Origin of the sequence: Ideonella aquatica (assembly GCF_018069755.1) — a bacterium.
GTDB lineage: Bacteria > Pseudomonadota > Gammaproteobacteria > Burkholderiales > Burkholderiaceae_C > Ideonella > Ideonella aquatica.
In genome coordinates this window covers 116,490-130,307 of the sequence record NZ_JAGQDE010000008.1, presented here as the reverse complement: position 1 = coordinate 130,307, position 13,818 = coordinate 116,490, and the positions used below count along the sequence as shown (strand labels likewise).

The window sequence follows — 13,818 nt, the reverse complement described above, 5'->3', positions numbered from 1 at the left end:
GATTGTGCCCCAGTGCGCTGGCGTTGCCGGGCGTGAAGGGCATGCCGATCGACGGCGGCCCGATAATCGCGGCCCTGTGACTGTTCCGCCTTCCGCTTCTTCTCGCCCGCCGCGCCCGCCTCGGGCCCCCCGTGTGCCTGCCCCGGCCACGCCGGTGCCGCCGATCCACTTTCCCGACAGCCTGCCGGTCAGCGCCCGGCGCGACGAGATCGCGCAGGCGCTGCGCGAGCACCAGGTGGTCATCGTCTGCGGCGAGACCGGCTCGGGCAAGACCACCCAGCTGCCCAAGATCGCGCTGGCGCTGGGGCGTGGCCGCGGTGCTGGCGGCGCCGGCCTGATCGGCCACACCCAGCCGCGGCGCATTGCCGCCAGTTCGGTGGCCAAGCGCATTGCCGAGGAGCTGAACTCGCCGTTGGGCGAGGTGGTGGGCTACAAGGTGCGCTTCAACGACCGCCTGCAGCCCGGCGCCAGCGTCAAGCTGATGACCGACGGCATCCTGCTGGCCGAGACCCAGACCGACCCGCTGCTGCGTGCCTACGACACGCTGATCATCGACGAGGCCCATGAGCGCAGCCTCAACATCGATTTCCTGCTGGGCTACCTGCGCCAGATTCTGCCGCGCCGGCCCGACCTGAAGGTCATCGTCACCTCGGCCACGATCGACGCCGATCGCTTTGCCGAACACTTCGCCAGCGCCCGGGGCAAGGCCCCGGTGCTGATGGTCAGTGGGCGGACTTTTCCGGTCGAGCAACGCTACCGGGCCTTTGAAGAGCGCAAGGATTTCGACCAGAACGATGCCATCGCCGAGGCGGTGGACGAGCTCTGGCGCGAAGGCCCGGGCGACATCCTGGTCTTCCTGCCCGGCGAGCGCGAGATCCGCGAGGCGGCTGACCACCTGCGCAAGCACGCCGCCCAGCACCATCGCCACGGCCCACAGCCCGAGATCCTGCCGCTGTTCGCCCGCCTGAGCCAGGCCGAGCAGGACCGCGTCTTCACGGCCGGCAACGGCCGGCGCATCGTGCTGGCGACCAACGTGGCCGAGACCTCGCTGACGGTCCCCGGCATCCGCTATGTGATCGACAGCGGCGACGCCCGCGTCAAGCGCTACAGCTACCGCAACAAGGTCGAGCAGCTGCAGGTCGAGTCCATCAGCCAGGCCGCGGCCAACCAGCGCGCCGGCCGCTGCGGCCGGGTGGCCAACGGCATCTGCATCCGCCTGTACGACGAGAAGGACTTCAACGGCCGGCCTCGCTTCACCGACCCCGAGATCCTGCGCTCCTCGCTGGCCGGGGTGATCCTGCGCATGAAGGCGCTGGGTCTGGGCCTGGTCGAGGAGTTCCCGTTCCTGGAGGCGCCGCCCCGCAAGGCGATTGCCGACGGCTACGCGCTGCTGGCCGAGCTGGGCGCGGTGGACGAGGCCAACGAGCTGACCCCGATCGGCCGCGAGTTGTCGAAATTGCCGCTGGACCCGCGCGTGGGTCGCATGATCCTGGAGGCGCGCGACCGCCAGGCGCTGGCCGAGGTGCTGGTCATCGCCTCGGCGCTCAGCGGCCAGGACGTGCGCGACCGTCCGTTGGAGCAGCAGCAGGCCGCCGACGAGAAGCACAAGCTCTTCGACGACGAGAAGTCCGAGTTCATGGGCTACCTCAAGCTGTGGAGGTGGATCGAGGCCGGGCGCGGCAACCACGGCCATGCCGGCCAGGCCGGCCAGCAGGTCGACACCCACAAGCTCAGCAACCGCCAGCAGGAACAGCGCCTGCGCGAGCAGTTCGTCAACCCGCGCCGGGTGCGCGAGTGGCGCGACATCCACAGCCAGCTGATGACCGTGGTCACCGAGCACGGCTGGCGCCTGAACCAGAGCCCCGCCACCTACGAGCAGATCCACCTGTCGATGCTGGCCGGCCTGCTGGGCAATGTGGGCTGCAAGGCCGATGACGACGAGTGGTACCTGGGCGCGCGCGGCATCAAGTTCTGGCGCCATCCCGGCGCGCACCTGAGCAAGAAGCCCGGCCGCTGGCTGGTGGCGGCCGAGCTGGTGGACACCACGCGCCTGTTCGGCCGTGGTCTGGCGGCGATCGAGCCGCAGTGGATTCCGCCGATCGCCGGCCACCTGCTCAAGACCCAGCTGCTGGAGCCGCACTGGGAAAAGAAGGCCGCCGAGGTGATCGCGCTGGAGCGCGCCACGCTGTACGGCATCGTCATTTACAGCGGCCGTCGGGTGAACTTCGGCCGCGTGGATGCCCGCGCGGCGCGCGAGATTTTCATCCGCGAGGCGCTGGTCAATGGCGAGTGGGACAGCAAGCTGCCCTTCCTGGCCCATAACCGCAAGCTGATCGCCCAGGTCGAGGAGCTGGAGCACAAGTCACGCCGGCAGGATGTGCTGGTCGATGACGAGCTGATCGTTGCCTACTACGACGAACACGTGGGCGCCGAGGTGGTCAGCGGCGCGACGATGGAGCGCTGGTACCGGGAAGCCAGCCGCAGCAACCCGCGCCTGCTGCACCTCAGCCGCGACGAGCTGATGCGCCACGAGGCCGCCGGCGTCACCACCGCCGCCTTTCCGCGCACGCTGCGCCTGGGCGGCGTGGACTGCGCGGTCAGCTACCTGCACCAGCCGGGCGATGCCAAGGATGGCGTCACCGTCACCGTGCCGATCTACGCGCTCAACCAGGTCAGCGAGGAGCGCTGCGACTGGCTGGTGCCCGGCATGCTGGAGGCCAAGGTGGCCGCGCTGATCAAGAGCCTGCACCAGAAGCCGCGCGCCCGGCTGCAGCCGGTGGGCGAGTTCGTGGCCGAGTTCTGCGCCACGGCCGAGCCCGGCCAGGGGGCGCTGGTCGATGTGCTGCTCAAGGCGGTGCGCGAACGCACCCAGCTGGCGGTGCAGCGCAACGACTTCAAGCTGGAGCAACTGGGGCCGCACCTGTTCATGAACCTGCGGGTGGTCGACGAGCACGGCCGGCAACTGGGCATGGGCCGCCAACTGGCCACACTCAAAGCCGAGCTGGGCGGCCAGGCGCGCTCGGCCTTCCAGGCCCTGGCCGCCTTGAAGCTGGCCACGCCGGCCCCGGCGCCGCAGCCGCAGCTCATCCGCACCGAGAGCGGCGGGCGGGCGATCCAGGCCGTGGTGAAGGCCCCCGCGCCAGCGCCTGTCGACAGCGTACCCGCCCAGCACACTGGCTGGACCTTTGGCGAGCTGCCCGAGCTGATGGAGATCCGCAAGGCCGGCCAGACGCTGGTGGGCTTCCCGGCGCTGATCGACAAGGGGGCGCATGTCGAGATCGAGGTCTTCGACGAGCCCGAGCTGGCGGCGCACAAGCACCGCGCCGGTCTGCGCCGCCTGGTGGCGCTGCAGATCAAGGAGCCGCTGAAGTACCTGGACAAGAACATCCCCGACCTGACGAAGATGGCGGTGGCCTACATGCCGCTGGGCACAGCCGACGAGCTGAAGGCGCAGATCATCGACGTGGCGGTCGACCGCGCCTTCCTGGCCGATCCGCTGCCGCAGGACAAGGCGTCCTTCGAACGCCGGATCGACGAGGGCCGCAGCCGGCTGAACCTGATCGCCCAGGAGGTGGCGCGGTTGGCGGGCGCGGTGCTCACCGACTACGCTGCTGCCGTCCGCAAGCTCAAGGACGCCAAGCCGCCCAAGGAGGTGGCCGAGGACATCAGCGCCCAGCTGGCTCGCCTGTGCCCCAAGCGCTTCGTGCTGCAGACGCCCTGGGCGCAGCTGCAGCACTATCCGCGCTACCTGAAGGGCGTGGTGATGCGCCTGGACAAGCTGCGGGCCGATCCCGCGCGCGATGCCCAGCGCCTGGCCGAGCTGCGACCGCTGGAGCAGCGTCACCAGCGCCGCCTGGCTGAGCGCAAGGGCCAGGCCGATGCCCGGCTGGACGACTTCCGCTGGCAGCTCGAGGAGCTGCGCATCAGCCTGTTCGCGCAGGAGCTGCGCACGCCGCAGCCGGTGTCGGTCAAGCGGCTGGAAAAGGTCTGGGCCCAGCTGACGGGCTGAGCCGCCGGCTCAGCGTGGGCTGACCGGCGTACTCAGCGCGCCCAGTTGCTGCCACAGCTGCCGGCCATCCAGCACCAGCACCGGCTCGCCGTCGCGGTCCACCGCCACGGCCTGACAGCCGCTGGCCTGGACCGTGGCGGGCGGGCAGGGGTCCAGCGCCAGGGGTTCGATCCCCAGCACCTCGTCGACCCGCAGGCCCTGCTCACGCATCAGCGTGTCGTCCTGGCGGCGCAGCACGATGGTGGCGCGGTCGGTGCACAGCAGGCGGCGGAAGCCCGAACTGCCAAACAGGCGCACCAGCGGCAGGGCTGCCAGCGGCTCCTGCACGGGCGGCAGCGGGTGACCGTCGGACCACCAGCAGCCTGGCGCGACATCGGCGTCCAGCGGCAGCGCGAAACGTTGGCCGCCGGCATCAAAGACCAGGCACAGCGGCTGCACCCGCTGGCGGCGGCGCGACAGCTCGGCCTCGCCGGCCACGGTCTCGTGCGCCGGGTGGTACCAGCCACCCCAGCGCCCCAGCGGCACCGGGCCACCCACCAGCGCCGTCAGGGCCAGTGCCGCTTCGGCGCCGCGTTCGTCGTGGCGCAGGCACAGCAGCGATTCAAAGACCCGTCGCGCCGACACCACTGTCGGTGCGGCCGCATCGGGCAGCGCCACCAGCTCCAGTTGCTGCTGCCAGGCATCGATCAGGCGCTGCTGGCAGGCGTCCGCGCCGGCCAGGCAGCGCAGCGGCAGGCCCAGCAGCAGGGCCGCCGACTCGGTCAGATCCGCCGTGGTGGCCTGACTGGGCAACAGCAGATTGGCGCCGGCGATGCGCGCGGCCTGGGCCGCCAGATCGGGCATCTGGGTGTCCGGCGGCAGGCAGACCAGCACCGGCAGCGGGCTGGTCACCTGGCGGCGCAGCGCGCGGATCAGCGCCGTGCCTGGTACGGCCCAGTCGCTGAGGTCGATCACCACCAGGTCGCCGCGGCGCTGGCCGTCGGGGCCGGCCAGGCGCTGCAGGCTGTCGCCACGGCCAAAGGCTTCGACGATGCGGCCGCCCAGCGGCTGAAGGGCTTGCGCCAGGCGTTCGCGGCGCTCACCCGAGGGATGGATGACGAAGATGCGGTTCATGCCCCGGCTATCGGCTGGCCGGGACCTGGGCTAAAGACGGAAAAGCAGGGGGGGCGCCGCCGACGGACTCAGCGCAGCACGTCGAGCGCGCGGTCCATGCCTCCGGTCTCGATCGACAGCATGGCCTGGTCGCGCACCGCCGGCTTGCCATGGAAGGCGATGGACAGGCCGGCCACGCTCATCATGGGCAGGTCATTGGCGCCGTCACCCACCGCGATCGCCTGCGTGGGCGCGATGCCCATCAGCTCGCACACCTCCAGCACCACGCGGCGCTTCTCGGCGCCGTCGACGATGTCGCCCCAGGGCCGATCCACCAGACGGCCGGTGAGTACGCCGTTGTCCATCTCCAGCACATTGGCGCGGGCGAAATCCAGGCCCAGACGGTGCTTGACGCGATCGGAGAAGAAGGTGAAGCCGCCCGAGACCAGCAGCGTCTTCAGTCCCGCCGCCTGGCAGGCGCCAACGAAGGTCTCGACGCCCGGATTGAGGTGCAGGTGGCGGTTGTAGACCTCGTCCAGTGCGGTCACCGGCACGCCCTTGAGCAGGGCCACGCGGCGGCGCAGGCTGTCCTTGTAGTCGGTGATCTCGCCGCGCATTGCGGCCTCGGTGATGGCCGACACCTCGTCCTTGCGTCCGGCGGCGGCGGCGATCTCGTCCACGCATTCGATGTTGATCAGCGTGGAATCCATGTCGAAGGCGACCAGGCGGAAGTCGCGCAGGCGCAGCGGCGGCTCAAAGCCGCGGATGAACAGACCGGGGGAGAGGGTTGACATGCTCGGACGCAAGAAAAAGGTCGGTCGGCAGTGGGCCGACCGACCTGATTGTCGCCGAGCGACCGGCTGCTCGTCAGGCCTTGACGCGGAAGACCTGCGAGGCCTGGGCCAGTGATTCCGACTGCTGGCGCAGTGAGCCAGCGGCGGCGGCCACCTGCTCGACCAGCGCAGCGTTCTGCTGCGTGGCGTTGTCGATCTGGGCGATCGCGGCGTGCACCTGATCGATGCTTTCGCTCTGCGAGCCGCTGGCGCTGGCCATCTCGCCGATCAGTGTGGACACCCGGCTGACCCGCTCCTGCAGGGCCCGCATGGTCTCTCCTGCGGTGGACACCAGCGAGCTGCCGGCATCGACCTTGGCGCCGGAATCGAGAATCAGGTCCTTGATCTCGCGGGCCGCGGCGGCACTGCGCTGGGCCAGCGTGCGCACCTCGCCCGCGACCACCGCAAAGCCGCGGCCCTGTTCCCCGGCGCGTGCGGCCTCGACCGCAGCGTTCAGCGCCAGGATGTTGGTCTGGAAGGCGATGCCATCGATCACGCCGATGATCTCGCCGATGCGCTGGGCGCTCTGGTGGATGTCGCGCATGCGCTGTTCCACGTCGTGCATCAGTTGGTCGCCCTGCTGGGCCACCTCACGCGCCTGCTCCATGGCATGGCTGGCCTCGCGGGCATGCTGGGCGTTGCCACGCACCGTGTGGGCCAACTGGTCCATGGTGCTGGCGGTCTGCTGCAGCGCTGCGGCCTGCTGTTCGGTGCGGGCCGACAGGTCCTGGTTGCCTTTGGCGATCTCCTCGGAGGCCGCCGCCACGCCATGGATGCCCTGGCGCATGTCGAGCAGCATCGAGCGCAGTTTCTTGCGCATGCTGTTGAGTTCATGGCGCAACCATGACAACTCGTCGCGGCCGGGCGATTCAATGCGGACTTCCAGATCGCCCTGGGCGATCTGCTGCACCACATTGGCCGTGTCCTCGACGGGGGCCTTGATGCTCTGGCGTACCGCCCAGCCGCTGAACAGACCCAGGCAGGCCAACGCGGCAGATCCCGCCCCGAACCACAGGCCCAGCTCTGTGGGCAGCAGCGTGGCGGCCCACAGGCCTTGTGCCAGCACGGTCAGCGACAGGACCGAGAAACCCAGCATCACGCGCTGGGCCTGACTGAAGCGGCGCAACCAACCGGTCATGAATGTCTCCTACATCGGACGGCCTTCGACAGCAGAGGCCTGCACGCATCTTCGGCGGACACGTCCCACTGCTGGAGTGGGATGAACGGGGCGTTTCGCGGCTTTTTTCGCGACAGCCCGTGCTGGCGGCAGGATCCCACCCCTACGTGGGATGGGAACCTCGGTCCTGTGACGCTATCCTCGCGGCCATTCAAGCAATCCCTGCCACTCTCACCCACGGAGCCCCGCTCGTGCCCAAGCTGATCCTGCATGTCGGTACCGGAAAGACCGGAACGACCAGCATCCAAATCGCCCTCAAGCGCAACGAAGAGGCCCTCGCGAACCTGGGTTACCACGTCGTCGAAAGCCGGCGCACCATGCCCCGGTCTGCCAAGCACCGGCTGGAGTGGCGCGACCCGAACGACGCCGGCTGGGCCGAGTTCGCCGCCGAGGCACAGCGCATGCTGCCCACCGGTCGCCACCTGATCATGTCCAATGAGGGCCTGTGGCGCGTGGATGCCGACAGCCTGAGCCAACTGGCCGAGGTGTTTCAGGGCTACGAGCCCATGGTCGTGATGTACGTGCGCGAGCAGGTGGAATGGGTCCAGTCCTCGCTGTTGCAAAAGCAGAAGCTGCGCCGCAAGCGCTTTGACCTGGACGACAACGACCGGGTGAACCGCTGGATCCGCCGCCGGCCGCTGGATTACCTCAAGGTCTGCCAGACATTCGAGCTGGCCTTCGGTCCGGGCTGCGTCCACGCCCGCCTTTTCCACCGCAGCGCCTTTGTCGACAACGACCTGCTGGCCGACTTCTTCCACGCGATCGGCATCGCGGATCCTCAGCAGCTGGATCTGGAGCAGGGCGAGACCAACCCCAGCCTGGCCTCGCAGTTCGCCGCGCTGCTCATGAAGGTCAAGCGCGAGGAAGGCTCGACCTCGCTGCGGAACAAGCAATTGCAGGATCTGGCCTGTCGCCTGACGGCCAATGGCGTCGGCTCGCGTTTCTTCATGACCCGCGAACGGGTGGAGGAGCTGCGTGAGCAGTTCCGTGCCAGCAACGAGGAGTTTGCCAGGCGCTACCTGAAGAATGGCGACGGACTGCCCATGAAGGACGCCTGGCGCCCCGACAAGGCTGAAACCGTGGAGGAGGTCGAAGCCCAGGTGATGGAGGTTGTCGACCGGCTGCACATGATCACCCAGCGCGGCTGGCAGGGGCAGGCCCGGGTGTTCTACATGATCTTCACCGAGGGCTGGACGCTGGAGGTCGTGCCCGAGGACACCGACCTGGCCCGGGCCCGCCCAGGCGGCCCGGTGGGCGTGGTCAATTTCCGGCTGCCGTACCGGCGGCGCTACCGCCACAAGGGCACGGTCCGCGTGGCACTGCGCACCACCGGCGATCAGCCCTTGCTGGCCAATGTGTCCATCAACGGCCACCCGGCGCAGACGCTGGAGGTCGGACGCGAAGAGATCTGCTTCCCGGTGGAATGGACCGAACCGATCGATGAAGTCCGCATGGAGCTGGCCTTTGTCGGCGACATCGCCGCCATGCCTGCGGTGGTCGGTATCGAGGTGTTGTCGATCGTGGGCGCCCTGGGCGACAGCGACGACGACGAGGACGATGTCGACAGCGAGGACGACGACGACTGACCCGCGTCGACCTGCGCGCAGGCCGGTGTCAGCTGGTCAGTGAGCGCAGCAGGTCGCGCACCATGTCGGCGCGCAGGCGCGGCTCGGCGATTTCGCGCTCCACCCGCAGCTTGTCGTTGCCGGCCAGGCGGATGTGGCGGTGCTTTTGCACCAGCGCCACGATGCGCTGGCCGTCGACCGGCGCGTTCGGGCGGAAGCTGACCGTGATCGCCCTGGGCCCCGCGTCCACCTTCTGCACGCCGCAGCGCTGGGCCTGGATGCGCAGCCGGTGGCTGTCGAACAGCGTTTGGCCTTGGGTGGGCAGCTTGCCGAAGCGGTCGGTGATTTCCTCCAGCAGCAGGTCCAGCTGCTCCGGCCGCTCGGCACTGGCCAGACGCTTGTAGAAGTTCAGCCGCACGTGCACGTCGCCGCAGTAGGCGTCGGGCAGCAGGGCGGGGGCGTGCAGGTTGATCTCGGTGGTGCCGCCGCCAAAGACGGCGCTGTTGGGGCTGAGCAGGTCGGGCTCCTGGCCGTTCTTCAGCGCGCGCACGGCTTCGGCGAGCATCTCGTTGTAGAGCTGGAAGCCCACTTCCATCATGTTGCCGCTCTGGTGGTCGCCCAGCACCTCGCCGGCGCCGCGGATCTCCAGGTCGTGCATCGCCAGGTAGAAGCCTGAACCCAGCTCTTCCATCTCCTGGATCGCGGTCAGGCGCTGGGCGGCCTGCTTGGTCAGGCCTTCGACATCGGGCACCAGCAGGTAGGCGTAGGCCTGGTGGTGGCTACGGCCTACCCGGCCGCGCAGCTGGTGCAGCTGCGCCAGGCCGAACTTGTCGGCGCGGCTGATGACGATGGTGTTGGCGGTGGGCACGTCGATGCCGGTCTCGATGATGGTCGAGCACAGCAGCAGGTTGAAGCGCTGGCTGGTGAACTCGCGCATCACCCGCTCGAGCTCGCGCTCGGGCATCTGGCCATGGGCCACGGCAATGCGGGCCTCGGGCAGCAGCTCTTCAAGCTTCTGCCGGCGGTTCTCGATGGTCTCGACCTCGTTGTGCAGGAAGTAGACCTGGCCGCCGCGCTTCAACTCGCGCAGCACCGCCTCTCGGATCGTGCTGCTGCCCTCGTTGCGCACAAAGGTCTTGATCGCCAGCCGGCGCTGCGGCGCGGTGGCGATCACGCTGAGGTCGCGCAGGCCCTCCAGCGCCATGCCCAGCGTGCGCGGGATGGGGGTGGCGGTGAGGGTGAGCACATCGACCTCGGCGCGCATCGCCTTGATCGCCTCCTTGTGGCGCACGCCGAAGCGGTGTTCCTCGTCGATGATCAGCAGGCCCAGGCGCTTGAACTTCACGTCCTTGCTGAGCAGCTTGTGGGTGCCGACGACGATGTCGATCGTGCCGGCCTCGATGCCCTCCAGCGCGGCCTTGACCTCCTTGGCGGTGCGAAATCGGCTGAGCTCGGCCACCTTGACCGGCCACTTGCCGAAGCGGTCGACGATGGTCTGGTAGTGCTGTTCGGCCAGCAGCGTGGTGGGCGCCAGCAGCGCCACCTGCTTGCCACCGATCACCGAGACGAAGGCGGCGCGCAGCGCCACCTCGGTCTTGCCAAAGCCCACGTCGCCGCAGACCAGGCGGTCCATCGGCCGCGGGCTGACCATGTCCTGGATCACCGCATGGATCGCGGCGCGCTGGTCAGCGGTCTCCTCGAAGCCGAAGCTGGCGGCGAAGGCCTCGTAGTCATGCGCCGAGTAGCGGTGACTCATGCCCTGGCGGGCGGCGCGCACCGCGTACAGGTTGAGCAGCTCGGCCGCGGTGTCGCGCACCTGCTCGGCGGCCTTGCGGCGGGCCTTGTCCCACTGCTGCGAGCCCAGCTTGTGCAGCGGCGCTTCTTCGGCACTGACGCCGGTGTAGCGGCTGATCAGGTGCAACTGGCTGACCGGCACATAGAGCGTGGCCTTGTCGGCGTACTCCAGGTGCAGGAACTCCGACGGTCCTTCACCCAGGTCGATGTGCAGCAGGCCCTGGTAGCGGCCGATGCCATGCGCCGAGTGCACCACCGGGTCGCCGATCTTCAGCTCCGAGAGGTCCTTGATCAGCGCATCGACGTTGCTGGTCTGCTCCTGTTTGCGGTGGCGCCGGCGGGTGCTGGGCGCGGCGGCGAAGAGCTCGGTCTCGGTGATGAACTGGGTGGCGATGCCCTCGGCCGGCTCGTGCCAGAAGAAGCCGGCGGCCAGCGGCGCGGCGGTGATGGCCACTTTCTCTGAGCCGTCCTGGAACTCAGCCAGCGTGGCCACCGCGGGCACCTCGATGCGGTGGTCGCGCAGCAGCTCGAGCAGGCTTTCGCGCCGGCCGTCGCTCTCAGCCACCAGCAGCACGCGGTGCGGCGTGCTGTCCAGGTGCTTCTCCAGCGCCGACAGCGGCTCGGTGCTGCCGCGGTCGGTGGCCACGCCGGGCAGCGGCCGCGCCCAGTCGACCTCGGCGCTGCCGCGCAGGACCAGCACCGCATGCTCGGCGGCGCGGGCGAAGAACTCGTCGGTCTTCAGGAAAATCGCCTCGGGCGGCAGGATCGGGCGTTCCGGGTCGTGCTGCAGGAAGCGGTGGCGCTCGCGCGTTTCGGCATGGAACTTCTGCAAGGCTTCGTCCACCTCGCCATGCAGCACCAGCTCGGCCTGGCTGCCCAGGTAGTCGAAGATGCTGGCGGTGTCCGCGAAGAACAGCGGCAGGTAGTACTCGATGCCGGCGGTGGCCATGCCCTGGGCCATGTCCTTGTAGATGCGGCTCTTGGTGGGGTCGCCCTCCAGCAGCTCGCGCCAGCGTTCACGAAAGCGCTGGCGGGCAGCGTCGTCCATGGGGAACTCGCGGCCGGGCAGCAGCTGCACCTCGGGCACCGGGTAGAGACTGCGCTGGCTGTCGGGGTCGAAGGTGCGGATCGAGTCGATCTCGTCGTCGAACAGGTCCACCCGGTAGGGCACGTTCGAGCCCATCGGGAAGAGGTCGATCAGGCCGCCGCGCACCGCGTACTCGCCGGGTGAGACCACCTGGCTGACATGGGTGTAGCCGGCCAGCGTGAGCTGGCGCTTGAGCGCCGCTTCGTCCAGCCGGGCCTTCTGCTTGAACGAGAAGGTGGTGGCCGCCAGGAAGGATGGCGGCGCCAGCCGGGTGAGCGCGGTGGTCGCGGGCAGCAGCACCACGTCCACGTCCTGCTGGTGGATGCGCCACAGCGTGGCCAGGCGCTCCGAGATCAGGTCCTGGTGCGGGCTGAAGTTGTCGTAGGGCAGGGTCTCCCAGTCGGGGAACACCGCCACCCGCAGGCCCGGGGCAAAGAACGGCATCTCGTCGGCCAGGCGCTGGGCATCGGCCGGCTCGGCGGTGATCACCGCCAGCCGCTGACCGTCGGCCAGGCGCGCCTGGGCGTGCCGGGCCAGCAACAGGGCATCGGCCGAGCCGATCGGGCGGGGCAGGGTGAATCGTTTGCCGGGGGCGATGACAGGCAGTTGCATGGCGGATGGGGCAGCAATGACGGCACGCCCCCGTGCGGGCGGCAGGGGGGCGTGCGGGCGACAATTCTAGAATCCCGGCAATGACGTCCTTCACCGTCGGGGCTGAGCCCCGCTTCTTCGCCCTGGTGCCCTGCGCCGGCACCGGCACCCGAGCCGGCACGCTGGGCCCCAAGCAGTACCAGCCGCTGGCCGGTCGACCGCTGGTGGCCCACACGCTGAGTGCGCTGGCCCGCGTGCCACGCCTGTCCGCCACGCTGGTGGTGCTGGCCCCCGACGACGAGCAGTTCGAGGACGACCTGCCCGGCCTGGCCGGCGAGCGCCTGTGGCTGGCCAAGGCCGGCGGCGCCAGCCGCGCCGAGACCGTGGCCAACGGTCTGAACGAGTTGCGTGCACGCGGCGCCCAGCCGCAGGACTGGGTGCTGGTGCACGACGCCGCGCGCTGCCTGCTGCAGCCCGAGTGGGTGGACCGCCTGATCGACGCCTGCCAGGACGACGAGATCGGCGGCCTGCTGGCGCTGCCGCTGGCCGACACCCTCAAGAGCGAGCAGGACGGCCGCGTGGCCGCCACCGTGGACCGCGCCGGCAAATGGGCCGCGCAGACGCCGCAGATGTTCCGCCTGGGCCTGCTGGCCCCGGCCCTGGCCTTTGCCGGCGAGCAGGTGACCGACGAGGCCAGCGCGGTCGAGGCGCTGGGCCACCGGCCGCGGCTGGTGCGCGGCGACTGGGAGAACCTGAAAATCACCTTCCCGCCCGACTTTGCGCTGGCCGAGCGCCTGCTGGCCAGCCGCGGCGGCCCCGAGATCCGCGCCACCGTGCCGGCGCGTGATTTCGCCACGGCCCAGCAGTTCTACCAGGACCTGGGCTTCACCCGCGAGTTCGCCATGGGCGATCTGGCGGGCTTCAGGATGGGCCGCGCCGGTTTCCTGCTGCAGCGCCACGAGGCCCCGCAGGCAGCGCACGCCCAGCACCTGCACCTGACGGTGGACGACCTGGACGCGCTGTGGGCGCGCATCCAGCAGGCTGGCCTGGCGGCGCGCTACGGCGTGGCGGTGCAAGCGCCCCAGCAGCGCGCCTGGGGCCGTCGCGATCTGGACCTGTTGGACCCCAGCGGCGTGCGCTGGACGCTGTCCGAGCGCATGGAGGTGGCTGAATGACCCCCGGCATTCCCGAGTTTCGCGTGGGCGAGGGTTGGGACACCCACGCCTTGGTGGCCGGCCGGCCCCTGGTGCTGGGCGGCGTGACGATCCCGCATGCGCTGGGCCTGCTGGGCCATTCGGACGCCGACGCGCTGCTGCACGCGATCACTGACGCCGTGCTGGGCGCCGCCGGCCTGGGCGACATCGGCCGCCACTTTCCGGACACTGCTGCCGAGTTCGCCGGCGCGGATTCGCACCGCCTGCTGAGCGAGGCCGTGCGCCGCGTGCAGGCCGCCGGCTGGCAGGTGGTGAACGTCGACAGCACCATCGTCGCGCAGGCGCCGAAGATGGCCCCCCACATCCCGGCGATGGTGGCGCGCATTGCCGAAGCGCTGGATATCCCGCCAGAGCGGGTCAATGTGAAGGCCAAGACGGCCGAAAAGATGGGCCCGGTGGGCGAGGGCAGGGCGATCGAGACGCGGGCGGTGTGTCTGCTGGCGCGCGCTTGATGCC

At 69.7% G+C, this 13,818-nt stretch carries 8 protein-coding genes; 4 read left to right on the top strand and 4 right to left on the bottom strand.

The genetic code is table 11. The features are described 5' to 3' along the window. Window positions 1–4 precede the first annotated feature (4 nt). Window positions 5–4,009 (top strand): ATP-dependent RNA helicase HrpA, encoded by a 4,005-nt coding sequence (hrpA, locus tag KAK06_RS11125; RefSeq protein WP_210802143.1) that lies wholly within the window; start codon window positions 5–7, stop codon window positions 4,007–4,009. A 9-nt stretch (window positions 4,010–4,018) separates the two neighbouring features. Here hrpA and KAK06_RS11120 read toward each other — a convergent pair whose 3' ends face one another. The 3 genes from KAK06_RS11120 to KAK06_RS11110 all read right to left on the bottom strand — a co-directional run bounded on the left by KAK06_RS11120 (window position 4,019) and on the right by KAK06_RS11110 (window position 7,072). Then, window positions 4,019–5,122: a hypothetical protein gene (locus tag KAK06_RS11120; RefSeq protein WP_210802142.1), complete on the bottom strand. Its 1,104-nt coding sequence runs from the start codon at window positions 5,120–5,122 to the stop codon at window positions 4,019–4,021. Window positions 5,123–5,190: 68 nt separating this feature from the next. Then, complete coding sequence (gene serB, locus KAK06_RS11115) at window positions 5,191–5,895, bottom strand: phosphoserine phosphatase SerB (RefSeq protein WP_210802141.1); 705 nt, start codon at window positions 5,893–5,895, stop codon at window positions 5,191–5,193. Between the two features lie 73 nt (window positions 5,896–5,968). Then, window positions 5,969–7,072, bottom strand: a complete 1,104-nt coding sequence (locus KAK06_RS11110) for a methyl-accepting chemotaxis protein (RefSeq protein WP_210802140.1) — start codon at window positions 7,070–7,072, stop codon at window positions 5,969–5,971. A 356-nt stretch (window positions 7,073–7,428) separates the two neighbouring features. Here KAK06_RS11110 and KAK06_RS11105 point away from each other — a divergent pair, with 356 nt between their 5' ends. Continuing rightward, window positions 7,429–8,697, top strand: coding sequence for a hypothetical protein (locus tag KAK06_RS11105; RefSeq protein WP_210802139.1), 1,269 nt, complete (start codon window positions 7,429–7,431; stop codon window positions 8,695–8,697). 28 nt (window positions 8,698–8,725) lie between these two features. Here KAK06_RS11105 and mfd read toward each other — a convergent pair whose 3' ends face one another. After that, window positions 8,726–12,169 carry a transcription-repair coupling factor gene (gene mfd / locus KAK06_RS11100; protein WP_210802138.1) on the bottom strand — a complete coding sequence of 1,148 codons (3,444 nt, stop codon included), beginning with the start codon at window positions 12,167–12,169 and terminating at the stop codon, window positions 8,726–8,728. Window positions 12,170–12,249: 80 nt separating this feature from the next. Here mfd and ispD point away from each other — a divergent pair, with 80 nt between their 5' ends. Further along, window positions 12,250–13,323: a 2-C-methyl-D-erythritol 4-phosphate cytidylyltransferase gene (gene ispD / locus KAK06_RS11095; RefSeq protein ID WP_310741069.1), complete on the top strand. Its 1,074-nt coding sequence runs from the start codon at window positions 12,250–12,252 to the stop codon at window positions 13,321–13,323. Then, window positions 13,320–13,814, top strand: coding sequence for a 2-C-methyl-D-erythritol 2,4-cyclodiphosphate synthase (gene ispF / locus KAK06_RS11090; protein ID WP_210802137.1), 495 nt, complete (start codon window positions 13,320–13,322; stop codon window positions 13,812–13,814). Before ispD ends, ispF begins: the two co-directional genes overlap by 4 nt. Window positions 13,815–13,818: the final 4 nt, after the last annotated feature.

Bases quoted from the DNA above. Each gene is read 5' to 3' on its own strand.
- serB (WP_210802141.1), bottom strand. From the start codon at position 5,895: ATGTCAACCCTCTCCCCCGGTCTGTTCATCCGCGGCTTTGAGCCGCCG.
- ispF (WP_210802137.1), top strand. From the start codon at position 13,320: ATGACCCCCGGCATTCCCGAGTTTCGCGTGGGCGAGGGTTGGGACACC.
- KAK06_RS11105 (WP_210802139.1), top strand. From the start codon at position 7,429: ATGCCCCGGTCTGCCAAGCACCGGCTGGAGTGGCGCGACCCGAACGAC.
- ispD (WP_310741069.1), top strand. From the start codon at position 12,250: ATGACGTCCTTCACCGTCGGGGCTGAGCCCCGCTTCTTCGCCCTGGTG.
- KAK06_RS11110 (WP_210802140.1), bottom strand. From the start codon at position 7,072: ATGACCGGTTGGTTGCGCCGCTTCAGTCAGGCCCAGCGCGTGATGCTG.
- mfd (WP_210802138.1), bottom strand. From the start codon at position 12,169: ATGCAACTGCCTGTCATCGCCCCCGGCAAACGATTCACCCTGCCCCGC.
- KAK06_RS11120 (WP_210802142.1), bottom strand. From the start codon at position 5,122: ATGAACCGCATCTTCGTCATCCATCCCTCGGGTGAGCGCCGCGAACGC.